The sequence below is a fragment of the Zavarzinella formosa DSM 19928 genome, from assembly GCF_000255705.1.
GTDB classification, from domain to species: Bacteria; Planctomycetota; Planctomycetia; order Gemmatales; family Gemmataceae; genus Zavarzinella; species Zavarzinella formosa.
In genome coordinates this window covers 471,273-495,883 of the sequence record NZ_JH636441.1, presented here as the reverse complement: position 1 = coordinate 495,883, position 24,611 = coordinate 471,273, and the positions used below count along the sequence as shown (strand labels likewise).

General features: G+C 59.3%; 15 protein-coding genes, 5 tRNA genes and 1 pseudogene. 19 read left to right on the top strand and 2 right to left on the bottom strand.

Going from position 1 to position 24,611, the window contains the following annotated elements; genetic code table 11:
* Both BGIM_RS64905 and BGIM_RS0118470 read right to left on the bottom strand, forming a co-directional pair.
* Positions 1-321: pseudogene (locus BGIM_RS64905) on the bottom strand (hypothetical protein); the annotation flags it as partial.
* 227 nt (positions 322-548) lie between these two features.
* Positions 549-2,759, bottom strand: coding sequence for a hypothetical protein (locus BGIM_RS0118470; RefSeq protein ID WP_020471217.1), 2,211 nt, complete (start codon positions 2,757-2,759; stop codon positions 549-551).
* A 277-nt stretch (positions 2,760-3,036) separates the two neighbouring features.
* Between BGIM_RS0118470 and secA the strand changes: the two genes are divergently transcribed.
* The 19 genes from secA (at position 3,037) to rpoC (ending at position 24,569) form a co-directional block, all read left to right on the top strand.
* The gene (gene secA, locus BGIM_RS0118465; RefSeq protein ID WP_020471216.1) at positions 3,037-6,771 is read left to right on the top strand and encodes a preprotein translocase subunit SecA; all 3,735 of its coding nucleotides are present in this window, start codon (positions 3,037-3,039) and stop codon (positions 6,769-6,771) included.
* A 175-nt stretch (positions 6,772-6,946) separates the two neighbouring features.
* The gene (locus BGIM_RS0118460) at positions 6,947-7,777 is read left to right on the top strand and encodes a PSP1 domain-containing protein (protein ID WP_029630163.1); all 831 of its coding nucleotides are present in this window, start codon (positions 6,947-6,949) and stop codon (positions 7,775-7,777) included.
* Between the two features lie 80 nt (positions 7,778-7,857).
* Positions 7,858-8,280, top strand: a complete 423-nt coding sequence (locus BGIM_RS51130) for a Minf_1886 family protein (protein WP_020471214.1) — start codon at positions 7,858-7,860, stop codon at positions 8,278-8,280.
* Positions 8,277-8,741, top strand: a complete 465-nt coding sequence (locus BGIM_RS0118450) for a hypothetical protein (protein ID WP_020471213.1) — start codon at positions 8,277-8,279, stop codon at positions 8,739-8,741. Before BGIM_RS51130 ends, BGIM_RS0118450 begins: the two co-directional genes overlap by 4 nt.
* A gap of 134 nt (positions 8,742-8,875) precedes the next feature.
* A tRNA-Thr gene (locus BGIM_RS0118445) sits at positions 8,876-8,947 on the top strand.
* A 38-nt stretch (positions 8,948-8,985) separates the two neighbouring features.
* A tRNA-Tyr gene (locus BGIM_RS0118440) sits at positions 8,986-9,068 on the top strand.
* Positions 9,069-9,144: 76 nt separating this feature from the next.
* Positions 9,145-9,216 (top strand) — tRNA-Gly (locus BGIM_RS0118435).
* A 32-nt stretch (positions 9,217-9,248) separates the two neighbouring features.
* A tRNA-Thr gene (locus BGIM_RS0118430) sits at positions 9,249-9,321 on the top strand.
* A 105-nt stretch (positions 9,322-9,426) separates the two neighbouring features.
* A complete protein-coding gene (gene tuf, locus BGIM_RS0118420; protein ID WP_020471212.1) occupies positions 9,427-10,656 on the top strand; it encodes an elongation factor Tu in 1,230 nt (409 codons plus the stop codon).
* 105 nt (positions 10,657-10,761) lie between these two features.
* Positions 10,762-10,834 (top strand) — tRNA-Trp (locus BGIM_RS0118415).
* A gap of 147 nt (positions 10,835-10,981) precedes the next feature.
* On the top strand, positions 10,982-12,031 hold the full coding sequence (gene secE, locus BGIM_RS57795) for a preprotein translocase subunit SecE (RefSeq protein ID WP_020471211.1): 1,050 nt from the start codon (positions 10,982-10,984) through the stop codon (positions 12,029-12,031).
* Between the two features lie 42 nt (positions 12,032-12,073).
* Entirely contained in the window at positions 12,074-12,829 is a 756-nt protein-coding gene (nusG, locus tag BGIM_RS0118405) for a transcription termination/antitermination protein NusG (RefSeq protein ID WP_020471210.1), read from the top strand.
* Between the two features lie 19 nt (positions 12,830-12,848).
* Positions 12,849-13,031 (top strand): hypothetical protein, encoded by a 183-nt coding sequence (locus BGIM_RS0118400; RefSeq protein WP_020471209.1) that lies wholly within the window; start codon positions 12,849-12,851, stop codon positions 13,029-13,031.
* Positions 13,032-13,157: 126 nt separating this feature from the next.
* Positions 13,158-13,622 carry a 50S ribosomal protein L11 gene (gene rplK / locus BGIM_RS0118395; RefSeq protein ID WP_020471208.1) on the top strand — a complete coding sequence of 155 codons (465 nt, stop codon included), beginning with the start codon at positions 13,158-13,160 and terminating at the stop codon, positions 13,620-13,622.
* A 170-nt stretch (positions 13,623-13,792) separates the two neighbouring features.
* Positions 13,793-14,596 (top strand): 50S ribosomal protein L1, encoded by an 804-nt coding sequence (gene rplA / locus BGIM_RS0118390; protein ID WP_020471207.1) that lies wholly within the window; start codon positions 13,793-13,795, stop codon positions 14,594-14,596.
* Between the two features lie 51 nt (positions 14,597-14,647).
* Positions 14,648-15,232 carry a 50S ribosomal protein L10 gene (gene rplJ, locus BGIM_RS57790; protein ID WP_020471206.1) on the top strand — a complete coding sequence of 195 codons (585 nt, stop codon included), beginning with the start codon at positions 14,648-14,650 and terminating at the stop codon, positions 15,230-15,232.
* Between the two features lie 118 nt (positions 15,233-15,350).
* Positions 15,351-15,761, top strand: coding sequence for a 50S ribosomal protein L7/L12 (gene rplL, locus BGIM_RS0118380; protein ID WP_020471205.1), 411 nt, complete (start codon positions 15,351-15,353; stop codon positions 15,759-15,761).
* A 509-nt stretch (positions 15,762-16,270) separates the two neighbouring features.
* Entirely contained in the window at positions 16,271-20,032 is a 3,762-nt protein-coding gene (gene rpoB, locus BGIM_RS0118365) for a DNA-directed RNA polymerase subunit beta (RefSeq protein ID WP_020471202.1), read from the top strand.
* 136 nt (positions 20,033-20,168) lie between these two features.
* The gene (gene rpoC / locus BGIM_RS0118355; RefSeq protein WP_020471201.1) at positions 20,169-24,569 is read left to right on the top strand and encodes a DNA-directed RNA polymerase subunit beta'; all 4,401 of its coding nucleotides are present in this window, start codon (positions 20,169-20,171) and stop codon (positions 24,567-24,569) included.
* Positions 24,570-24,611: the final 42 nt, after the last annotated feature.

Here is a 24,611-nt window from a genome sequence, read left to right as displayed (position 1 = left end):
GACCAGCCGGGCGGATACCTCAATGGGAGACCGGGACAGCTTGTCGTAAAAAGCCCGGGTCGTGGCCGGGAGTTCGTCCTGTTCGTCCGCCTCCAACAGCCGCTCCCGGGCGCTTTCCGCCGGCCCGAGCAGGCAATCGGCGATGAGTTGAACCATTTGGGAAAACGTCAGTTGACGTTGGTAACACCCTCCCCGAAACTCGTCGTACAACCGGTCCAGTTCGGCCGGATCGAGCACATGCCGCATCAACCGAAGCGTCGCCTCCGCCAGCGGGAGACGCATTAAAACACTCGCCTCAAACGGCATCTCTTGGGTTTCCATCCACGTCTCCTGCTCAAAACCGCCTCAACGCGAATAATAACTCCCGCTCTCATCAGACGTTACGATTTCCAAAGATCTTCACACGACTGCTGCGTGAGCGGTGGGGGTGGCTTCCTGAGAGTGAAAGCCACCCCCACCGCTCACGCAGTGGGGCTCTTGTTGGGATTGAATAACTGGCGTGAATGGGAACCAAGAAAACCTCATATCCTACCCCATTCACCGCTTGGTCACTCGGCGGAAAGGCTGGCCAGATACTTGTCATAGCCCGTCCGCGTCGTCGCCTCGTCGGCGTGGAGTTTCTTGAGCTTCGCTTGCAGTTCGTCCATTTCCTTTTCCTGATTTTCCAAAGTCGTCAGATAGCGTTGGAACAACGGGGACTCCTTCGGGGTTTCCCGCAGGTTGTCCCGCAGGCGTTTCTGGTCAGCCGTGATCGTCTGGATGCGGCGGTCGGCATTTTGGATTTCCTGCCGCAACGTGTCCCAGCCGGCCTTCATCTTGAGGGCTTCCTGAAGTTGTTTCTTCAGGCTTTCCGAGGCTTCCCGCAAGTTGATGAGGTAACGGATCTGGTCGTCGGCTTGATTCGTCAGTTGGATCGTGCTGCCCGCCTCGCGCTCCTCGACGACCGTGTAACTGATATCTTTCTTGGAGCCGACATCCAACTGGAAACGATAGACCTCGGCGGCCTCCTCGGCCGGTTGGTTCTTGCCGACGAACTTGAAGCCCTGCCCCTTGCGGTTCGGTTGTTCGATCAACAAAACGCGGTCGGTCGCGGAGCGGTTGGAGACGTCGTACACCCGCTCTTCGCGGAACAGGGTGTTGGTGTAAACCAGCCCCTTCACCGCTTTGACGCTGGTGATCTTGGACGTGTTGTCACCATTCTTGACGGACACTTCCGTGCCAAGGTCGATGGCGTAGCTGACCAGACGTTCTTCATCCGGTTGCAGGTCCAACACGCGGGTGTCCCCGGCATAGACGGAGCCTTCATAAATCGTGATTGGCCCTTGCGACAACGGCATGCCGGAGGTGTTCTTGAACTTTAATCCGAGCAACGGGTGCTTGGCTTGCACGGCCGGATTGTAGATGCTGACCCGTTTGCCTTCGACTTTTTTGTTCACGATGGGGAGCAACGCCGACTTTTGCCGGCCAAGGTTCACCGGTTGGTCCACGACATACTGGTGGTAGTCGCCAAGGGCCGAGGCAGTCGTGGCGTTCTGGACACTGCCGCCGAGATTCATCTCTTCCCGCAACTTCTCGGCCGTCTGCATGGCGAAGCGTTGCCGTTGCAACGACTCTCGTTCTCCCCGGCCAAGCCCCTTGCCTTCGGGGGCGCTTTTCGCGGCACTGTCTTTCAACTCTTTCAACTGGTCGAGGGCAGGCTCCTCGGATTTGGGTGATTCCACGTTGACTATAACCGGGCCGGAACCGCTTCGACGGCCGGCGATGGCTCCGTCATAGGTCGGCGGCCGCAGGGAGGCGAACAGTTCCGGTTCGACCGTCGGCCGGCCGACGTAGAGCGGGTTGTACAAGTCCATCTTGAACGAGATGGGTCGGCCGGAGACGAGGGCCATCGTCACGCCGGTCCAGTCTTCATCCGTCGGGTTTTCCACCACCGCCCACCCTTGCAGGAATGGCTGCTCCTTGCCAAGCACAAGGCGGTAGCTGGTCTTCCAGATCGGGTTCTCGATCACATAGCCAACTTCGACCTTCCGCTTGCCTTCACCGCTGAAGTTCAGGCTGACGGCCTTTTTCTGCGAATCGTGCGAAAGCGAGAGGGTTTCCAACGCCCGCCGCATTTCGTTCTCGATGACCGGGTTGGAGAACCGCAGTTTTTGCAGTTCGTTCAGCCGCACGGCCCGGACCCCTTCGGCGCACCACATATTCAGGACTTCGACTTCCTGCGTCCCGTCCTTCGTCGTGACTTTCTGCTTCTCGACGCCGATGATTTTCCCGGTCAGGCTGCCGGGTTGATTCGCCGTGTTGACGAGCGTGACCTCGACGGCCTCGCCTCGCGCTTGCGTGAGAATGTTGGAGAACGACGGGTTGTTGTTCAGATTGATGGCGAACGACCGCAGAGTCCGGTCGATTGGGTCGCGGGAGTCATAGGTTACCGAAGACACTCGGCCGGTCTTGGACTGGTCGATCAGTGTCATCGACTTGATCAGGTCGTTGATGTCCTGTTCCGGGAACGTGAGGTCCACACGGGCGTCTCCCTCGATCTCCCCGGACCGGGTGAAGTGGCCAACCCCGGAGTTGAACAAAATCACCTGCGACACCGGCAAACTGACGGCCGGTTTCAGGTCGGTCGGCTTCGATTCTTTGCCATCCTTCTCGACGACAACGCCGGGAGCGGACTCGCCGCGTTGGGTCATCAGGATGGTGCCCGTGGCCAGCGCCCCGAGAACGGGCAGGCCCCACATCAATCGACGCATGCCAGTCATGAGAGATCTCCGGGTGAATTGCGGAAAAAAGACTCGCCATCCATGTGAGACGAGAAAGGAACGCCCGCAGTGTGGCATTTCGGGAAATGTTTGTCAAACAGCCGCTTGGTGAAGAAACCCGGCCAGCCCGGCGAGATATCCCAGAAGTGGTGTCCAAGTTTACACGTCGCGTGGATCGTATTGACCGCTTTCGTCGGCAATCTTAGACTAAGCGATCCAGCCCCCGCGACCGGACGGGGCGGCCGAACCGATTTTTTCCCGAGCAAGGCGCTATTTCATGGCCACGGATACCAAACTGGAAATGGGCTTCTTGGAGAAGCTCGGCGAAAAATTCACCAGCCTTGGGGACGGTGTTTCCAAGCTGCTCACCCGCGTGATGGGTTCCAGCAACGAACGATTCATTCGCAAACTCGGGTTCATTGGCTCCAAAGATCCGAACAAGCCGCACACGATCATTGCCGGGTCGGCCATCGCCAAAATCAATGCTTTGGAAGAGAAAACCAAGGCCCTGAGCGACGACGAGCTTAAGGGGCTGACGGACAAATTCCGGGAACGCCTCAAGGCCGGCGAGTCGATGAACGACATCCTGCCGGAAGCGTTCGCCGCCTGCCGGGAGGCCGGTCGCCGCGCGAAGAACATGCGCCATTACGACGTGCAACTCGTCGGTGGCATCACCCTGCACGAAAACAACATTTCCGAAATGGTGACCGGGGAAGGCAAAACCCTCGTCGCCACCCTCGCGGCCTATTTGAACTGCATCAGCAAAGAAGGCGTCCACGTCATCACGGTGAATGATTATCTGGCCCGCCGTGACTGCGAATGGATGCTGCCGATCTATCAGGCCCTTGGCGTCTCCGCCGGTTACATCCAATCCGACATGGACCCCAGCGCCCGCCGGGTGGCCTACGAGTGCGACATCACCTACGGGACCGCCAGCGAGTTCGGCTTCGACTACCTGCGCGACAACATGAAGCAGGCCCGGTGGGACGACACCCGCTATCACCCGTATTACCGCCAGGTGCAACGGAAGCTCAACTACGCGATCATCGACGAAGTTGACAACATCCTGATCGACGAAGCCCGGACGCCGTTGATCATCTCCGGCCCGGCGTTCAGCGATGTGAAGCGATACGAAGACGCGGACAAGATTGCCCGCCAGCTTTCCGACATGGAAACCAAGGCCCGCGCCGAACTGGCGGCGGCCGGAACCCCCATCGACGCCCCGCTCAAGCCCGGCGAAAAGCGGGAAATGGGCGTGTATTTCGAGGTGAAGGAAAAGGAAAAGTCCGTCCACCTGACGGACGCCGGGATTCGGGAGGCCGAACGTCTGGCCGGGGTGGAGAGCTTCTACACCGCCGGGAACATGGAATGGCCCCACCTCATCGACAACTCGCTGAAGGCCCACCACCTGTACCAGCGAGACCGTGATTACCTGGTGATCCCCGACCCCGAAAAGGGGGAGATGAGCATCATCATCGTGGACACCCACACCGGCCGGGCTTTGTTCGGCCGCCAGTGGAGCGACGGTCTGCACCAAGCGGTGGAATCGAAGCACAAGAAAGAAGGCGTGCAGGTCAAGCAGGAAAACCAGACTCTTGCGACCATCACCCTGCAAAATTACTTCCGCATGTACAAGAAGCTCGGCGGCATGACCGGAACGGCCATGACGGAAGCCGACGAATTCTGGAAGATCTACAAACTGGACGTGATCGCCATCCCGACCAACAAGGTGATGCTGCGGGTCAACTACCCCGACTTGATTTACCGCACCGACCGCGAAAAGTGGGAAGCCATCCTCAAGGAAGTGGAAGAAGTCCACGCCACCGGCCGGCCGATCCTGATCGGGACGACGGACGTGGCCAAATCCGAAAAGATGGCGTTGATGCTCAAGCGACGAGGCATCAAGTTTGAACTGCTCAACGCCAAGCCCGAAAATGTCGCCCGCGAGGCCGACATCGTCGCCCAAGCCGGGCGGCACGGGGCCGTGACCATCGCCACCAACATGGCCGGTCGTGGAACGGACATCATCCTCGGGGGCAATCCCGAAACGATGGCTTGGGCCATGCTCAAGGACAAATACCCGAGCCGGTTGGAAGTGCCGGAAGACGTTTGGAAGAACCTGACGGACGAGATCGAGCGGAAGGAAAAGACCAAGGAAAACGGCCGCCAAATCGCCGGGGCGGGTGGATTGCACATCGTCGGCACCGAACGGCACGACAGCCGCCGGATCGACAACCAGCTTCGCGGCCGGGCCGGTCGCCAGGGCGATCCCGGTTCCTCCAAGTTCTATCTCTCGCTGCAAGACGACCTGATGCGTCTGTTCGCCGGGGAATGGGTCGGCAACGTCCTCACCCGGCTCGGGATGCAGGAAGGGGAGGCCATCGAATCAAAGATGGTGTCCCGCCGCATTCAGGCCGCCCAGAAGAAGGTCGAGGAATATCACTTCGAGTCCCGCAAAAACCTGCTGGAATACGACGAAGTGATGGATTACCAGCGGAAGAAAATTTACGGCAAACGGCAAGAAGTCCTCGGCGACGCCAACTGCAAGGCCGAGATCTTGCGGATGATTAGCGAGCAGGTCACGACGGCCGTGGACAAGTTCCTCGACGAAAGCTACGGAGCCGAGAGCTTCCGCGAATTCGCCGGGAACCGCCTCGGCTTGGAATTCGACGAGGGTGAATTCCGCAAAATGGGCTACGAAGAGGCCGAGGCCTACGCCCATGAAAAGGCCACCAACAATATCTCCACCATCTTGCAAGAAGGATTGGACGAAAACCTGAGCGTGGAGGACGATCCCAAGGATTGGAAGTGGCAGGAGATGACCCGGTTGGTCAACTCCCGCTTTGGCTTGAAGCTGAAGGAAAGCGACCTGAAGCGGGCGGGCCGGGAAGCCCTCAGCGAGTTGATCCATAACGACGCCACGCGGGCGTTGAATGCAATCGATCTCGCCGATGGCCGCAAGTTCCTCGACCGGTCTTGGGGCGTGGCTTCGCTGTGCGACTGGGTGAACAACAAGTTCCGGTTGGATCTCACCCCGGCCGACTTCGACGGGAAATCCGGCGACGCGGCCACCGATCTGATTCACTCCAAGATCAATGCCATGTACCGCGAGAAGGAAGTCGCCTTCCCGGTTCAGGTGGCGATGGCCTCGTTCATGGCCGAAAAGCAGGTCGCCCCCGGCCAGCAGAAGTATGACCGGGACGGCTTGTACAACTGGGCGAGAATCCGCTTTCCGCAACACGCCGCAAGCCTGAACGAAGAAGCCTTCCGCACCGAATCGCGGACGACCCTTTACGAAATCATCCGCAAACTCAGCGAGGAAGCCTTCCCGAAGACGCCGCAGGAGGCCATCGACAAACAGATCGATGAAGCTCTCTCCGGGACCGCGAAAGCCGAACAGGCTGACGCCCAAGAACTGGCCGACTGGATGATGGCCACGTATCAGGTTCCCGTGGATGTGGCCAAAATCACCGGGACGACCGCCGATCAGGTGCGAAACACTCTCTGGAACGCCTTCGACGACCTGTACCGGGCCGAGATGCACCAGATGGAGCGAAAGCTCGTCCTGAGAGTGCTTGATAGTTCTTGGAAGAGCCACCTGCTCACGATGGATCACCTTCGTTCCGTCGTCGGTCTGCGGGGCTATGCCCAGGAAGACCCGAAAACCGTGTACAAGAAGGAAGGGATGAGCGAATTCGGTCAAATGTGGAATCACCTGAACGACCGCGTGACGGAGATGGTGTTCCGCATGGAAGAAGACCCGGAAGAGGACATCACTGACCTCACTTGGGTCGGAGCGGTGGCTTCGCAAGCCCGCACGGTCAGCACGGCCCAACAAGCCCGCACGGCTCCGGACCCGCTGGCGAACACCAGCACCAATGCCTCTTCCACGCCGGTCAAGGCCGAACCAATCCGCCGAAGCATGGACAAAGTCGGCCGCAACGACCCCTGCCCGTGCGGCAGCGGCAAGAAGTATAAGAACTGTCACATGAAGTTGAATCAGCCGATCTAAAGCCGTGAGCCGTGAGCTGTGAGCCATGAACTAAACAAAATCAGAGCAAGATACGTTCTCGCTCAATCTTGTCTGGCTCATGGCTCATGGCCAAGTATTCATTCCCCATTTATCCCATTGCATCCCGCGCGCCATGAATTACAATCTCATGACCTGTGAGATTTTCCGGTAGTTCATGAGTATTTCTACAACGGTCGCCGCGAGTTCCAGCCACATCGTTCGTCATGGCACGATGCGGTTGTTGGGCGAGTATGTCGCGGTCGGCGGCGTGGCTTACGCCCGAAATTCCCGCGTGATCCTCAAGACGGAGCGGGGGTTGGAAGTCGGCGAGGTGCTTTGTCCGGCGACCCCGCAAGCGGTCGCCCAACTCTCCGAGCCAACGCGGGGGGACATTGTCCGCCAGATGACCATCGAAGATCTGGCCCGCGAACAGCAGATCAAACTTCAATCAAGAACGTGGTTTGAGACGGCCGTGAAACTGGTGGGCGAGCATCGTCTCGCCATGCAGGTGGTGGACATCGAACCGCTCTTTGGCCATGAACGCCTCGTCTTTTATTTCCTCTCTGAAAAACGCATCGACTTCCGGGAACTCGTCCGGTCGATGGCCCGTGAATTCCAGACCCGCATTGAGCTTCGGCAGATTGGCGTGCGGGACGAGGCGAAGCTCCTCGCCGACTACGGCGATTGCGGCAAACCGGTCTGTTGCAACACGCACATGAGCGTGATGCCCCCGGTGACGATGCGGATGGCCAAGATCCAGAAATCCACGCTCGACCCGAACAAAATCTCCGGCCGTTGCGGCCGCCTGAAATGCTGCCTGCGATTCGAGCAGGATGTCTATGATGAGTTTCTGGAACAACTCCCGCCCGTCGGCGCCCGCGTGGTGACCAGTAACGGGCAGGGGCGGGTTGTTGTGCAGGAAATTCTGGCCCGGCGGTTGATCGTGCAATTTGAGGACGGACGACGGCTTCCCGTGCCGCTGGCGGACATCCTCACCCGGCTCTAAGCCGAAACCGGCAGGATGCCCGCGCTGACTCTCCGGCGGTCGAGGTCACGACGACCCTTCCCCGATGACGGAACGAGCAAATGCGTCACCCGGAAATCGCCGAGATCGTTCGCCGTGACCGGCGATACGCCTACGAGGCCTACGAGTTCATTTTCGACGCCCTCGGCCACACCCAACAGATGGTCGGCCGCAAGCCTCGCGAGGGGGAACCGCTGGCCGAGGAGCATCACGTCTCCGGGGCCGAAATCCTTCGCGGCACCGTGGATCTCGCCCGCAAAGAATTCGGCTTTCTGGCGAAAACCGTTTTCCATCAATGGGGCGTCACCCGCACGGACGACATCGGCGAATTGGTGTTCAACTTGATCGAAGGAAGCCTCCTCAGTAAGACGGAAACCGACCGTCGGGCCGATTTCCAGAACTTGTTCGATCTGGACCGGGCTTTGACGGATGACTTTGCCATCTCCCTGAACGAGGCCCCGCCGATTCGTCGGGGACACCGATGAGTTCCGCGAAGGTTCGGATGTTGGTCGCCGGGGGTTTCTTCTTCCTGTGGCTCGGCTGGCTGGGCTATCTGGCCGCCACCAAGGCCAATCCGCTGGTCGTGTCACGGGCGCAACTCATGGCCTCCAGCCATTTTGTGCTGGCGGAGATCGTCGTCGATCCCGAGACGGGCAAACCCAACATTGAGCAGCAAATCAAGGAAGAATTGAAGCCGCACACTCCCCCGCTGGCCGGAAAAATCTCGATTGTCAACTTGCGGGAAGCACGGATTGCCGGCCAGAAAGAGGCGGTTTTCCAACCCGGCACGGTGTATCTTCTTCCGCTTACCAAACTCACCGACGACATGTTTGAACTGACCCCGCCGCCGAAAGCCCCCGGAAACGAAGGTTTTTCCCGAGGCCGGCCGTGGGCCTACCCGTGGATTCCGGCGGTTCAGCGACAATTCGAGCAACTCGTGCCCTGACGGCGTGAACCCAACGCATTCTTTTGCTCTCCAACTTGGGTAATCAACAGTGTCAAAAACATTTTTCGACATGACTTGCGGTCGAATCTTGTCGGTGTACTCCGGGCACCTATATTGAAACTCTCCCGGAAGGTGCCATCGTAGCACAGCGGTAGTGCAACGGTTTTGTAAACCGTAGGTCGTGGGTTCGATCCCCACCGATGGCTCTGGGGCGATGCCTGCGAAAAACGCGGGCAAATGACATGGGCGGATGGCAGAGTGGTCAATTGCACCAGACTGTAAATCTGGCCTCTTCGGAGTTCGGGGGTTCGAATCCCTCTCCGCCCATCCCAGATGCGGAATGTTGGCACGCGGAATAGAATCGCTTGGGACGTTTGAGTTTTGGTTTCCGCGTTCGAGTGTTGCGGGTGTAGCTCAGCGGTAGAGCTCCTGCCTTCCAAGCAGGTTGTCGTGGGTTCAAATCCCATCGCCCGCTCTCGGTGGTTTGGTTTGTAGATGTTATTATTTGCTGTTGTAGCTCAGCTGGTAGAGCACTTCCTTGGTAAGGAAGAGGTCATGGGTTCGAATCCCATCAACAGCTTCGGGATCGAAAGGTTTACCATGTTCCCAGTTTCGGCGGCCGGGTCTGATTGGGGTTCCCGGTCTCGAATTTTCATCAAGGATTACCTCAACTGAGGCAGGAACAATGGCTAAGGGTGTATTCGAGCGAACAAAACCGCACGTCAACGTCGGCACGATCGGTCACATTGACCACGGCAAAACGACGCTGACCGCCGCCATCATGGCCCGACAAGCTCACAAGAATGCCATCAAGGACTTCAAGAGCTATTCGGAAATCGCCAAGGGCGGGATCGTCCGCGACGCGAACAAGACGGTGACCATCGCCGTTTCCCACGTCGAATACGAATCCCCGACCCGGCACTACGCGCACATCGATTGCCCCGGTCACGCGGACTATATCAAGAACATGATCACCGGCGCCGCCCAAATGGACGGGGCGATTCTGGTGGTGGCCGCCAACGACGGCCCGATGCCGCAAACCCGCGAACACATCCTCTTGGCCCGCCAGGTCGGTGTGCCCCGGCTTGTCGTGTTCATGAACAAGGTCGACACCGTTGACGACCCGGAACTCCTTGAGCTCGTGGAACTTGAAATCCGCGAACTCCTCAAGAAGTATGACTTCCCGGGCGACGAAATTCCGATCATTCGCGGCCAGTCCAAGGATGCCTTGGAAAACCCGGCCAAGGACGGCAACCCCGGCCCGAAGTCGATCGACGAGTTGATGAACGCCCTCGACACATACATCCCGACCCCGGCCCGTGAAGAAGACAAGCCCTTCCTCATGTCCGTGGAAGACGTGTTCTCCATCAAGGGTCGTGGAACGGTTGCCACCGGCCGCGTCGAGCGTGGCAAGGGCAAGGTTGGCGATGAAGTTGAAATCATCGGTCTCCGCAAGGACAACGTGAAGACGGTTCTCACGGGTATCGAGCAGTTCAACAAGACCTGCGACACGGCCATGGCTGGCGACAACGTCGGCGTGCTGCTTCGCGGTATTGACCGCGACGGGATCGAACGCGGACAGGTGATTGCCAAGCCCGGCAGCATCACCCCGCACACGATTTTTGAAGGCAACATCTATGTGTTGACGGGCGACGAAGGCGGTCGCAAGACCCCGTTCTTCCCCGGCTACAAGCCTCAGTTCTACTTCCGCACGACGGACGTGACTGGCGCTGTGACCGAAATGTTCGGCAGCGACGGGAACAAGGCCGAAATGGCCGCCCCCGGCGACAACCTGAAGGTACGGGTTGAACTGCTTCCCGAAATGCCGGTCGCCATGGACGAAAACCTCCGCTTCGCCATCCGCGAAGGCGGCCGGACCGTCGGTTCGGGCGTCGTGACGAAGGTGATCAAGTAATATTGTCGGCCGCGAGCCGTGAGTTTTGGGCCAAACCGGCGAGAAGACATTTAAAAGCTGTCCTCTCTCAGGTAAGACCAAGATTCATGGCTCCCGGTCACATGTAGGAGCATAGCTCAATTGGCAGAGCAGCCGTCTCCAAAGCGGCAGGTTGAAGGTTCGACTCCTTCTGCTCCTGTGAGTTGGTGTTAGAAGATGGTCGATTGCCCGCCCCCGACCGCCCGCCCCAGATTTTCGGGCGGGCGGTCGCATTGATAACGGACCCGAATCCGGACCCGTCGCACGAAGCGACGAGTGACATGATTTGGTCGCACAGGATAGTCAAATGGCCGTTGCCGTTCAACCCACCGCCGAAGCCAGCAAGAGCGCCCAGCCAATGGGCCTCATCGCCGCCAGTTGCGTCGGGGCCGTCTTTGTGCTGGGGGCCGCCGCCCTCGTCCTGCGAATTATTCCGGGGTTCTGGGAATCCAGCATTGGCCGCGGAATTTCGCAGGCGGTCAACCCGCTGTTCAGCACGGCCCTCTTGGTCGTCGTTCAAGTGGCGGCCGCCGTGGCCATCGCCATCGCCGGGACAAAACTGGCGGCCAACCAAAAAACACCCGGTGCCCGTGGCGGCATCTTCTTTGTGATCTCGGCCGTCTTCACCGCTTTTTTCTGCGGCCGGGCCATTTTCCTGCTGGCCGGCCGACAACTAACGGCGGGCACCGTTGTTGCCATGCTTGTCAACGCGGCGATTCTTTTCTTTCTGGTGCAGTTCTTCCGCACCGGAAAATTTGCCGAGTGGTCGTTGGTTGTTGATGAGGGGGGACTGCTTTCCGTCAACGCTTACAAGCCATCGCAAGGCTTGAAAGTTCGACGCCTCACCATCGTCGGCCTGCTTCTCATCCTCGGAAGCGGTGTTTGGACATTGATGACGCACAACTGGATTCCCCTCAACAACATGATCAAAGTTCCCGGCATTGACGGCGAGTTCTCCAGCCGGCTCGGCGACTGGGTGATTGGTTTCACCGAAGCTAAAAACCCGTTGCATCGCGTCGGTGGATTCACCATTCTGCCGGATCTGGCTTTTACGATTCCAATGGTGCTGATCGCCGCTTCGATTTGGTTTTCCTGGCGTGCGGTCAACTTCCCGCCGTTTGCGGACTTTTTGATCGCCACCGAGGCCGAAATCAACAAAGTGTCCTGGACGCCCCGGAAGGCGCTGATCCGTGACACGGTGGTGGTGCTGACCTCTCTGGTCCTGATCACCGTTTTCCTCTTCGTCATCGACGTGTTCTGGGGTTGGCTCTTGAGCCGGGAATTGGTGGGCGTGCTGCCGACCGACAAAGAGAAGCCCGCCGTGGTCAAAGACAATCAAACCCCGCTGGACTGGTGACGACCGTTTTCCGTTTCGCGGCCAGAAAGTGACACTCCTGTGATGAGCGACGAATTCCCGACTTCCGAACCCGCGGACATGCCGGAAGCCGTTGAACCGGCCGAAACCCCGGTGGCTCCCAAGGCTGTCGCGCCCATCCCCGAAGCCGCCCCCATTCCGGCGATGCCAGCCGCCGAGGCCGCTGGCGTCGTTGATGCGGCCGCCACGGCGAACAAGAAAAAATGGTACGTCGTCAAGGTTCAGAGCGGCCGCGAGGACTCGATCAAGAAGGCCCTCGACCGGGGCGTCAAGATCGGCAACCTTGAGCAATACATCTCGAACATCCTCGTGCCGGTCGAGAAGATCACGGAAGTGCGGGACGGGAAACGACGCATCAAGAAGATGAAGAAGTTCCCCGGCTATTTGTTCGTGGAATGCGAGTACAACGAACACACGTTGTACTTGTTCCGCGAAACGAACGGCGTTGGTGATTTCGTCGGGGCCACACTGGTTCGCGCTCCGTTGCCGATGAGCGACCGCGAAGTTCAGCGGATGCTGGCCGACCAGGAAGAGTTCATTGGCGGCGATACCAAAGGCCCCGCCAGCAGCGAGGAAGCCACCACCGGAACACGGGTCAAGCTGGACTTCGATCTCGGGGATGCCGTCAAGGTCCGCGAGGGGATGTTCGCCAACATGGAAGGCCCGGTCAAGGACATCACCGACCGGGACAGCCAGACGCCCAAGGTCAAAGTGGTGCTGACCATCTGGGGCCGCCCGGTCGAGGTCGATCTGGAATACTGGCAGGTGGACCGCGTCTGATGCGGGCCAAGGATTGCCGATGAATGCTGGCTTTTTCGGGTTGGGAATGCAGGAAATCGTCATTCTGGGCATCTGTTGCTCGGTGGGATTTCTGCTTCCCCTGACGCTTTTGATCGTCTGGCTGGCCGTGATCCGACCGAAACCGCCAAAGCACTTGCGGGAGGATCATGATGACCGGCCCCGCGAGAATCCGAGTGATTAGTCTCCAAAGATGTGATGCAATTAACGAGCCTTCGCTGAAGTTGAAACGAGTTTTTTACCCGAAATTTGTGAAATCTCGACCGTTCTGGTGGCCGTTTGCCTCGGACGTCGGTAGGACAGTTGATCTATGGCCAAGCAAGTAACCGCACAAGTCAAGTTGCAATGCCCCGGTGGCTCCGCAACCCCCGCCCCGCCCGTCGGCCCGGCTTTGGGTGCCCACGGCGTTAACATCGGGATGTTCGTCAAGCAATTCAATGACCGCACGGCGGCGTTGAAGGGCATGATGACCCCGGTTGTCATCACCGTGTACTCGGACCGTTCGTTCGAGTTCATCATCAAGTCGCCTCCCGCCGCCGTGCTGTTGAAGCAGGCCGCCGGGTTGCCGATTGAGAAGAAGGCCGCCGGCAAGCAATTGCCCGCCGAATCGGTCGCCAAGAAATCCGGCAAGTATACCGGCTTCAAAGTGACCAAGAAACAAGTTCTTGAGATCGCCGAGAAGAAGAAGAACGACCTCGGCGCCCGCGACATGGAACATGCCGCCCGCATCATCGAGGGGACGGCCCGCAGCATGGGACTCACCGTCGAAGGGTAATTCCTCTTCTTCACTGATCCCGAAACGTGATCCAAAGCCTCCGCGTCGCCAGACGGCAATTTTCTGGCTCCGGAGGTTGGTTTGTTTGTGAATGACCGCCCGCAAGGGCATGACCGGCTTGGGGGAGGAGTAGCCGCTCCGCAGACCCCGGCTCAAGGATATTTTTGAACATGGCAGAGACACCGACCACGCCGGAGACCGCTCCGGCCGCGGCCGCTGCGAGCGCTCCCGCCGCAGACGCCCCCAAGTCCCGCAAGCGAGCCGGTTTCCCCCCGAAAAGGGGCAAGAAACTCCGCAATCAACTGAAGAGCCAGGCCGCGAAGGTCATCAAAGAGGGAACCGTCCCCCTGCGAAAGGCCATTGCCACCCTGAAGTCTCTCAAGCGGGTGAAGTTCGACGAAACCATCGAAGTTCACATGAAGCTCGGTATCGACCCGAAGCAGGCCGACCAGGCCGTTCGCGGCAGCGTTGGCCTGCCGCACGGGATCGGCAAGACCGTTCGCATCCTCGTGTTCTGCCAGGGGGCCGACATCGAGAAGGCCAAGGCCGCCGGTGCTGATTTCGCCGGTGGAACGGAACTCATCCAGAAGATCCAACAGGAAAACTGGCTGGACTTCGACGTGGTGCTGGCCGCCCAAGGCATGATGGGCCAGGTTTCCCGCCTCGGGAAAGTGCTCGGGCCGCGCGGCTTGATGCCGACCCCGAAGGCTGGAACCGTGGTCGCCGCCAACGGCGATGTCGGGGCGGCGGTCAAGGAATTCAAGGCCGGGAAGGTCGAATACCGGGCCGACGCCGGTGGTTGTGTCCACGCGGGCGTGGGCAAGATGAGCTTCGACGAAGAGAAGTTGGTGGACAACATCAACACATTCGTCGAACAAGTTCGTTCCGTCAAGCCGTCCGGCGTGAAGGGGAATTACATCCTCTCCGTCGTGATTTCCGCGACGATGTCCCCCGGCGTCAGGATCACCTTCTAACCAGAGGCCGCATGATCCCCCCGTAAGGGGCGGACGCGGGAGAGAATACCCATGAGCAAAATTGTCAAGTCGATGGAATACGCGGCCTTGGAGAAAACCTTCAAGGGCGTCCGGGATCTGATTCTGATCACCCCCACGAAAGTCGATTCCACGCTGGACTTCAATTTCCGCAAAAACCTGCGGGACAAGAAGATCACCGTGAAAATGGTCAAGAACACGCTGACCCGGAAGATTTTCGAGGCCCAAGGCGTCAAGATCGACGCCAAGAACTGGACCGGCACAACCCTCGTGGCTTGGGGCGCCGACTCGATCAAGGAACTCTCCAAGGCCGTGGACGGCCTCATCAAGGAGATCGAGAAGAAAGATCCGAAGTCCAAGGAAAAGCTGGTCGTCAAGACGGCGGTCGCCGACGGGCAGGCCGTGTCGATGGACTTGGCGATGAAGATGCCGACCCGGCTCGAAGCCATCGGCGAGATCATCGGCATGATCCTCGGGCCGGCCTCCTCGATCGCGGGCGCCCTGACCGGACCGGCTTCGCAAGTGGCCAGCCAGATCAAGACCCTTGCGGATCGCAAGGAAGAAGAAGCCGCCCCGGCAGCGGCGGCCGAAGCCCCGGCGGCCCCCGCCACGGCTTAAATGAAACCACGATGGCGGCTCGTTTGTGTCGAGTCGCCTCTTTTTGAACAGGCTATTACGTTTGTGCCGCCCGCTTCAGCGGCTTTTGATTTGTTGACCACGTACACGAGGAAATACGATGAGTGACGCAGCGTTGGCCCCGGAAGTCAAGGAACTCGGCGACAAGATCGCTCACCTGACCATCATTCAGGCCGTTGCCTTGAAGGAATACCTCAAGCAAGAATACAAGATCGAACCCGCCGCCGGTGGCGGTGGTGTGGTGATGCAAGCTGGCCCGGCCGTTGAGCCCGAGAAGAAGGCTGAATCGACCGAATTCAATGTCATCCTCGAAGCCGGCTTCGACGCCGCCAAGAAGATCGGCATCATCAAGGTCGTCCGGGAAATCACCGGCCAGGGTCTCGCCGAAGCCAAGGCGACCGTCGAAGGGGCTCCGAAGCCTCTCAAGGAAAGCGTTGACAAGGCCACGGCCGAAAAGATCAAGAAGTCCCTCGAAGACGCCGGTGCCAAGGTGGCGATCAAGGGCGTCTGAGTTTGACCGCGATTTGACGATTGTTGATCACGGATTTTGGTTCGGGATCAACCTTTTTCCTCATCGCCAATAAAAAGTGAAAATATTTTCGGCCCGGCCTATCGACGTTGTCGATGGTTCCGGGTACGATGTCTTTTACGCACGACTTCGCGGATGTTTGAATCCGATTGGAAACGCTGGTCTCCAATTGGTGAACTGATGTTCATGAAGAATGGCGTGGGTTCCGGCCCGCCCGGAATCAATTAGCGTCGTCCACCTTCCAATGCCGCCGTGGTGACAATGCGCAATCCGTGTTTGCAATTCTCACGCCCGACATCGACGACCAAACTCAAAGCGGAGGACCGACATGTCCGAGGGAACAACCCTGTGGATGACTTGGTTTTCCAAACGCCGTCCTGCGTGACTTTCAAAACCTTCTATCTCTCATAATCGAACCGACTCGTTGACGCAAGGTCCGTTGTGGAAACGGCCCGTGCATCCGTGTCCCTTGTCGAGGGAGGACTTCCGCCATGGCAATCCCGTCGCAGCGTATTATTCGACCGAACACCATCCGCGACTTCGGCCGTGTGGGCAACTCCGTGGAGGTTCCGCCCCTCACCGAGGTGCAGACCAAGTCTTATGACCGGTTTCTGCAACTCGAAGTTCCGACGAACAAGCGGACAGCCACTGGTCTCGAAGGGGTGATGCAGGAAATCTTCCCGATCGAGAGCTACGACAAGAAGATCACGCTTGAGTACGTGAAGTACGAGCTTGGCAAGCCCCGGTACGAACCGGATGAGTGCCGCCAGCTCCGGCTGACCTACGGTCGCCCGTTCAAGGTGTGGCTGCGTCTCCGCAAGGGGGACGGCCAGCCCGTCGAGGAAGAAGTGTACCTCGGGGACATGCCGATCATGATCGGCGGGGGCGAGTTCATCATCAACGGGGCCGAGCGAGTTGTCGTTTCGCAGCTCCACCGCTCCCCCGGCGTGGACTTCGTGATGGAGCAGGACGGGGACATGAAGCTCCACTCCTGCCGGATCATCCCGGAGCGCGGGAGCTGGATTGAAATCAACGTCTCCAAGAAGCAGACGTTCGGCGTGCGGATTGACCAGTCCGGCAAGTTCAGCGCGGTCACGCTCCTGCGGGCGATGGACCCCAAATACTCGTCGAGCGCGGCCATCATCCGCGAGTTCTACACGCCGGAAATCATCAAGACCAACTCGGCCGCCACGCGGACCAAGCTGATCGGCGACCCGGACACCGAAATCCCGCCGATGATCGCCGAAGACGACGTGATCGACCCGGACACCGGCGAAGTGTACGTTGACGCCGGCGCCCCGTTCACCCGCGAGGCGGTGGACCGGATCGCCACCAGCAACATCAAGGAAATCGCCGCCCTCTCCCCGCCGAAAGACCCCATCATCCTGGAGTCGATCAAGGAAGACGGCACGGAATCGCACGAGGCCGCCCTCCTCAAGATTTACCAGAAGCTCCGGCCGGGCAACCCGCCGCAACTGGAGAAGGCCAAGGAACTCTTCAAGGAAAAGTTCCTCGATCAGAACCGCTATCGCCTCGGTCGCGTCGGTCGCTTCCGGGTCAACCGGAAGTTCAACCAGACAGTGTCTGAAACGGAGATGACCCTCCGTTCCGAAGACTTCGTGAACGCCATCAAGTATCTCTTGAAACTTCGTGAAGCGAACAAGTCGAAGGAAGACGAAACCCGATTCAGTGTGGACGACATCGACCACCTCGGCAACCGGCGCCTCCGCACCATCGACGAACTGGCGGCCGACGAACTCCGCAAGGGGTTCCTGAAGCTCCGCCGCACGGTGCAAGAGCGGATGGCTTCCCGCGCCGAAGAGGAAATGTCCCCGCGGGCGCTCATCAACCCGAAGAGCGTGTCGGCGGCCATCGAGTACTTCTTCGGCCGGTCCGAACTGTCGCAGGTGGTTGACCAGACCAACCCGCTGTCGCAACTCACGCACGAACGGCGTCTCTCGGCCCTCGGGCCGGGGGGCTTGAACCGGAAGCGTGCCGGCTTTGAAGTGCGGGATGTTCACATCTCCCACTACGGCCGGATTTGCCCGATCGAAACCCCGGAAGGGACGAACATCGGGTTGATTTCCAGCCTCTCGATCTATTCCCAGATCGACGAGTACGGGTTCCTCATCACGCCGTACCGCACGGTGAAGGGCCGCAAGCTCTCCACGGATGTGGTCTGGCTGCGGGCCGACGAAGAATCGCAATTGAACATTGCCCCGGCCGACACGGAAACGGAAGACGACCGCATCACCGATGACCGCGTGAACGGTCGCGGCGCCGGGGACTTGAAACAGATTGCCTCGGACAAGATCGAGTACATCGACGTTTCCCCGAAGCAAATGGTCGGGGTCTCGGCCGGTTTGATCCCGTTCCTTGAACATGACGACGCCAACCGGGCGCTGATGGGTTCCAATATGCAACGGCAAGCCGTGCCGCTGCTCATCACGGAACCGGCGGTGGTGGCCACGGGTCTTGAGATCGAAGTGGCCAAGAACTCCGGGATGGTCATCAAGTCCAAGAAGGCCGGGACGGTCACGTATGTGGACTCCACCCGCATCAAGATCGACGACGAAGAATATGTGCTGCGGAAGTTCGTCGGCCTGAACGAACGGACCTGCCAGAACCACAAACCCATCATCAAGATGGGCGACAAGGTCAAGGCCGGCCAGATCATCGCCGACGGGGCCGCCACCCATAAAGGTGAAATGGCCCTCGGCCGGAACGTGCTGGTCGCGTTCATGTCGTGGGAAGGTTACAACTTCGAAGATGCGATCATCATCTCCGAACGGCTTGTGAAGAACGACACGTACACCTCGATTCACATCGAGGAGTTCGACATCGAAATTCGCGAAACGAAGCTCGGCAAGGAAGAGTTCACACGGGACATCCCGAACGTTTCCCCGAAGGCCCTGTCCAACCTGGACGACCACGGGGTCGTGCAGATCGGAACGTTCGTGAAGCCGGGCGACATCCTCGTCGGCAAAGTGTCGCCGAAGAGCCGCAGCGAACTGACGCCGGAAGAAAAGCTGTTGCACGCGATCTTCGGCCGGTCCGGCGAAGATGTGAAGAACGATTCGCTGGAAGTGCCGTCGGGCGTTGAAGGCATCGTAATCGACACCCAGCGGTTCAGCCGCAAAACGTCGATGACGGAAGAGGAACGAAAGACGCTCGAAAAGCAACAGAACGGGATCGCGGACAAGTACAACAAACTGATTGCCGATCAGTTCAAGTTGTTCGTCCATGAGGTCGCCATCGCCCTCGAACGCAAGGAAAAGGATCTCAAAGACCCGACCACGGGCAAGCAACTCGGGGACGAGAAGGAAAAGGATCTGGTCATCGCCTTGCAGGCGGTTGCCTTCAAGCTCGACACCTTGGAAATCCGCGTGCCGGACAAGGAGAAGAAGGCGAAGGACATCTGGAAGAAGTACAACGACCGCATCAACGTCTTCCTTGAAGAACGCGAACGGCGGATCAACTCGCTGAACCGGGGGGATGAACTCCCCTCCGGCGTCCAGCAGATGGTGAAGATCTACATCGCCACCAAACGGGTGATCTCCGTCGGGGACAAGATGGCGGGTCGCCACGGGAACAAGGGGGTTATCTCCAAGGTTCTGCCCGAAGAGGACATGCCGTTCCTCGCGGACGGAACCCCGGTGGACATCCTTCTCAATCCGCTCGGCGTGCCGAGCCGTATGAACGTGGGTCAGATTCTCGAAACCCACTTGGGTTACGCGGCGGCGAAGCTCGGCTTCAAGGCCGTCACCCCGGTGTTCGACGGGGCGACCGAAGAGGAAATCCAGGCGTGCCTCAAGGAAGCCGGGTATTCCGAGACCGGCAAGAGCGTGTTGTACGACGGCCGCACGGGCGACCGCTTTGACCAGGAAGTGACCGTTGGTTACATCTACATGCTCAAGCTGCACCACCTTGTTGATGACAAGGTTCACGCTCGGGCGACAGGGCCGTACTCTCTGATCACGCAGCAACCCCTCGGCGGGAAAGCCCGCTTCGGTGGTCAGCGATTCGGGGAAATGGAAGTGTGGGCGCTCGAAGCCTACGGGGCCGCCTACATCTTGCAGGAATTGCTCACCGTGAAATCGGACGACGTGGAAGGCCGCACCAAGATCTATGAATCGATGGTGAAGGGCGAAAACACGCTGGAAGCCGGCACCCCCGCCAGCTTCGACGTGCTCACCCACGAAATCCGCGGGCTTGGCCTGAACATGCAGTTGGAAAAGAAAGTCGTGAATTAACGGGGGATCGGCAAACCGAACACCCGACGGTGTTCGGTTTGCCGGACCGATTGCACATTGCGGATGGACGATTTGAAGACGTGATGCGGGGTCGGGGTTTTTCTCAAGGGTACATGTCCACCGAAAGGTTTCAGATATGAGCGCGAACACAGCGATTCCTCCGAACGCGGCCGCGAACGCCGGCGAAACCACGAGCTACGACCGCATCAACGATTACGGCGCGGTCCGCATCAGTCTCGCGGCCCCGAAGGATATCCGAAGCTGGTCGTTCGGTGAGGTCAAGAAGCCGGAAACGATCAACTATCGGACCTACCGTCCGGAAAAAGACGGTCTGTTCTGCGAAAAGATCTTCGGGCCGGAAAAGGACTGGGAATGCGCCTGCGGCAAATACCGCGGCATGAAATACAAGGGGATGATCTGCGACCGTTGCGGCGTGAAGGTGACGCACAGCCGCGTCCGCCGCAAGCGCATGGGGCACATCGAACTGGCCGCCCCGGTCGTCCACATTTGGTTCTTCAAGGCGATGCCCAGCCGCCTCGGCACGCTGCTGGACATGAAGACCAGCTCGCTCGAAAAGGTTGTCTACTTCCAAGACTACGTCGTGATCGATCCCGGTCAGACGAAGCTCAAGGAACGGCAGATGCTCACCGAAGAGCAATATCGTCAGGCTGTCGAGGAATACGGCGCGGGCAGCTTCGAGGCCGACATGGGTGCCGAAGCCGTCAAGAAGCTTTTGGAAAAGCTCAACCTCGTCGAAGAATCGGTCCGGCTGCGCGATCTGCTCGAAAAGGAAAACCTCAAGGACAAGTCCAGCAAGCAGAAGCTCCGCGACTTCGTCAAGCGGCTCAAGATCATCGAAAGCCTGCGAGATTCGAGCAATAAGTGCGAATGGATGATTCTGGAGTGCATCCCGGTCATCCCGCCGGATCTCCGGCCGCTCGTGCTGCTCGACAGCGGCAACTTCGCCACGTCGGACTTGAACGACCTGTACCGCCGGATCATCAACCGGAACAACCGGTTGAAGAAGCTGGTCGATTTGAACGCCCCGGAAGTCATCATCCGCAACGAAAAGCGGATGCTGCAACAGTCCGTGGATGCGTTGTTTGACAACAACCGCTGTAAGCGGCCCGTGCTGGGTTCCAGCAACCGGCCCCTCAAGTCCCTCACGGACATGATCAAGGGGAAGCAAGGCCGCTTCCGTGAAAACCTCCTTGGCAAGCGGGTGGACTACTCGGCCCGCTCCGTGATCGTCGTCGGCCCGGAACTCAAGCTGCACCAGTGCGGTCTGCCGAAGAAGATCGCCCTGGAACTCTTCCAGCCGTTCATCATTCGTCGGCTGAAGGAACTCGGCTTGGCGGACACGATCAAGTCCGCGAAGAAGATGCTGGAGCGCAAAGACGACAACGTGTGGGATATCCTGGCCGAAGTGACCAAGTCCCACCCGGTGCTTTTGAATCGCGCCCCGACGCTGCACCGCATGGGGATTCAGGCGTTCGAGCCGGTCCTCATCGAAGGGAACGCCATCCGCATTCACCCCCTCGTCTGTAAGGGGTTCAACGCGGACTTCGACGGTGACCAAATGGCCGTCCACCTGCCGCTCTCGATCGAGGCGCAGGTCGAAGCCCACGTGCTGATGATGTCCACCAACAACATCTTCAGCCCGGCGAACGGCAACCCGATCATCACGCCTTCGCAGGACATCGTGATGGGTTGCTACTACCTCACCGCCAGCCGCGGCGAAGAAGGCGAAAAGGTCGAGGCCGGCGACGGCATGACCTTCCACAGCCCGAGCGAAGTGTTCACGGCCTTCCAATTCGGGAAGCTGGGCGTCCACGCCCGCGTCCGTGTCCGGTTGCCGATGGAAAAGAAGTTCATCTCGGAAATCAAGACCGCCAAGGGAACGGCCGTCGAAGAACTTCCGCGCAAGCCGGGCGGACTGGTCATCACCACCGTCGGCCGCGTGGTGTTCAACGACATTCTTGAACCCAAGATGCCGTTCTACGACCTGGCGCTGTCCAGCAAGAACCTGTCCCGCATCATCGCAGACACGTACCAGATTCTCGGCCGCCGACAGTGTATCGACCTGCTCGACCGGATGAAGGAAACCGGCTTCCGCGAATCGACCCGGTCCGGCCTGTCCTTTGCCTCCTCCGACCTCCGCACCCCGGCGGTCAAGGAAGCGATCCTCAAGGACAAGGATAAGGAAGTCGAGAAGATCCGCCGCAACTTCGAGCGGGGGACGATCACCGAACAGGAACGGTACAACAAGACGCTCGAACAATGGGGCGACGCTCGCGAAAAGATCACCGCGAGCCTGATGGAATCGCTGAAGACCGACCGCCGCAAGGATCAGACGACCGGCAAGGAAGTGCCGTACCTGAACCCGATTTTCCTCATGGCGAACTCCGGCGCCCGCGGCGGCGTCGAACAGATTCGTCAGTTGGCCGGTCTTCGCGGTTTGATGGCCAAGCCGTCCGGTGAAATCATCGAGACGCCGATCAAGTCGAACTTCCGCGAAGGGCTGAACGTGCTGGAATACTTCTCCAGCACGCACGGCGCCCGAAAGGGTCTGGCCGACACGGCGTTGAAGACGGCCGACTCGGGTTACCTGACCCGTAAACTGGCCGACGTGGCCCAAAACGTCGTCATCACGATGCACGACTGCGGCACGACCCAAGGGATGAGCAAGGGAATCATGTACAAGGGGGACGAAATTGACCGTCCCCTCTCCGACGCCATTCGAGGCCGCGTGAGCCGGAACGAGATTCTTGACCCGGTGACGGATCAGTTCATCGTCGCCGAAAACGAGATGATCACTCCGCACATCGCCAAGGAACTGGACAAGCGGGGCATTGACAAGATCAGCGTCCGCAGCCCGATGAACTGTCAGGCCTCGCTGGGCGTTTGCCGGTTGTGCTACGGGATGGACCTCGCCACCGGGGCGTTGGTGGAAGAAGGCATGGCCGTCGGGATCATCGCCGCCCAATCCATCGGCGAGCCGGGCACGCAGTTGACGATGCGGACATTCCACATCGGCGGGGTGGCCAAGGGGAGCACCGCCGACAGTGATCGCAAGTCCCGCAAGGGCGGGATCGTGGTGTTCGAGCGGATCAACCCCGTGGCCCGCGAAGTGAAAGATCCGGCCGGCAACATCGTCCGATCCACGCTGGCCCTGACGAAGACCGGCGAAATCCTGATCTTCAAGGACAAGAACCAACCGCCGATCGAACGGTTGCCGGTTCCCAACGGCTCGGAACTGCTGGTGAAGGACGGCCAGGAAGTCGGCCCGAACACCATCCTGTGCCGATGGGATCCGCACATGACGCCGATCATCACCGAAACCGGCGGCAAGGTGCGGTTCGAAGACCTGAAGGAAAATGAAACCTTCCGGAAGGAAAAGGACTCCAGCGGCACCGAACGCTTCATCATCATGGAACACAAGGGTGATCTTCACCCGCAGATCGTGATTGAAGACGGCCGGGGGAACATCGTTCAGGCTTACTACATCCCGGAACGGGCTTACCTCGAAGTGAAGAACGGCGAAGAAGTCTCCGCCGGGACGATTCTGGCCAAGACGCCGAAGGAACAAAGCGCCAACCAGGACATCGTCGGTGGTTTGCCCCGCGTGACGGAAATCTTTGAAGCTCGCCGTCCTCGCGACCCGGCCGTGATGGCCGACGTCGGCGGGAAGGTTCGCATCGGGGACAAGAAGCGTGGCAAGCGCGTCATCTGGGTTCAACCCGAGGACGAAAAGGGCCGCCCGGTTGGCGACGAGATGGAGCATCAGGTTCCGCACGGCAAGCAATTGAACGTGCAAACCGGCGAATACGTGAAGTCCGGCGACCCGCTCGTTCAGGGACCGTTGGTTCCGCACGACATTCTCCGCATCTCCGGGGCCGAGGCTCTTCAGGATTACCTCGTCCACGAAGTGCAACAGGTGTATCGCAGCCAGCGGGTGGAAATCGATGACAAGCACATCGAGATCATCGTTTCGCAGATGCTCCGCAAAGTGAAGATCATTGAAATGGGCGACACGAACCTGCTGCCCGGCTCGGTGATGGACAAGTTCGAGTTCATGAAGGTGAATGACCGCCTGATGAACGAATGTGTGAAGATCAAGGGCAAGGGCGATTCGCCGTTCGAACACGGCAAGATCGTCAGCCGGGACGCCTACGACGACGAATGCGCCCGGATCGAGGCCGAAGGGGGCAAGAAGCCGACTTGGGAAACCCCGAAGCCAGCCACAATGGAAGTGGTGCTGCTCGGGATCACCAAGGCGGCCGTGCAATCCGAAAGCTTCATCAGCGCGGCGTCCTTCCAGGAAACCACGAAGGTTCTCACGGAAGCCGCCCTCGCCGGCAAGGCCGACTATCTGGTGGGCTTGAAGGAAAACGTCATCCTCGGTCACCTTGTCCCCGCCGGAACGGGCTTCAAGATGCACCAAGATGCCGAAGTGCGGATCAACGCCCCGAGCTACAATGATGCCGACGAAGACGAAGAAGCCACGCCGGATCTGCTGGCCTCGTCCGAAGCGTGATTTTCCGACTATACTGACGTGACGACATTGCCCCGGAATGAT

Coding starts and splice junctions, on each gene's coding strand:
- BGIM_RS0118460 (WP_029630163.1), top strand. CDS start 6,947: ATGAGTATTTCTACAACGGTCGCCGCGAGTTCCAGCCACATCGTTCGT.
- secE (WP_020471211.1), top strand. CDS start 10,982: ATGGCCGTTGCCGTTCAACCCACCGCCGAAGCCAGCAAGAGCGCCCAG.
- rplL (WP_020471205.1), top strand. CDS start 15,351: ATGAGTGACGCAGCGTTGGCCCCGGAAGTCAAGGAACTCGGCGACAAG.
- rplA (WP_020471207.1), top strand. CDS start 13,793: ATGGCAGAGACACCGACCACGCCGGAGACCGCTCCGGCCGCGGCCGCT.
- nusG (WP_020471210.1), top strand. CDS start 12,074: ATGAGCGACGAATTCCCGACTTCCGAACCCGCGGACATGCCGGAAGCC.
- BGIM_RS0118470 (WP_020471217.1), bottom strand. CDS start 2,759: ATGACTGGCATGCGTCGATTGATGTGGGGCCTGCCCGTTCTCGGGGCG.
- tuf (WP_020471212.1), top strand. CDS start 9,427: ATGGCTAAGGGTGTATTCGAGCGAACAAAACCGCACGTCAACGTCGGC.
- BGIM_RS0118450 (WP_020471213.1), top strand. CDS start 8,277: ATGAGTTCCGCGAAGGTTCGGATGTTGGTCGCCGGGGGTTTCTTCTTC.
- secA (WP_020471216.1), top strand. CDS start 3,037: ATGGCCACGGATACCAAACTGGAAATGGGCTTCTTGGAGAAGCTCGGC.
- BGIM_RS0118400 (WP_020471209.1), top strand. CDS start 12,849: ATGAATGCTGGCTTTTTCGGGTTGGGAATGCAGGAAATCGTCATTCTG.
- rplK (WP_020471208.1), top strand. CDS start 13,158: ATGGCCAAGCAAGTAACCGCACAAGTCAAGTTGCAATGCCCCGGTGGC.
- BGIM_RS51130 (WP_020471214.1), top strand. CDS start 7,858: ATGCGTCACCCGGAAATCGCCGAGATCGTTCGCCGTGACCGGCGATAC.
- rpoB (WP_020471202.1), top strand. CDS start 16,271: ATGGCAATCCCGTCGCAGCGTATTATTCGACCGAACACCATCCGCGAC.
- rpoC (WP_020471201.1), top strand. CDS start 20,169: ATGAGCGCGAACACAGCGATTCCTCCGAACGCGGCCGCGAACGCCGGC.
- rplJ (WP_020471206.1), top strand. CDS start 14,648: ATGAGCAAAATTGTCAAGTCGATGGAATACGCGGCCTTGGAGAAAACC.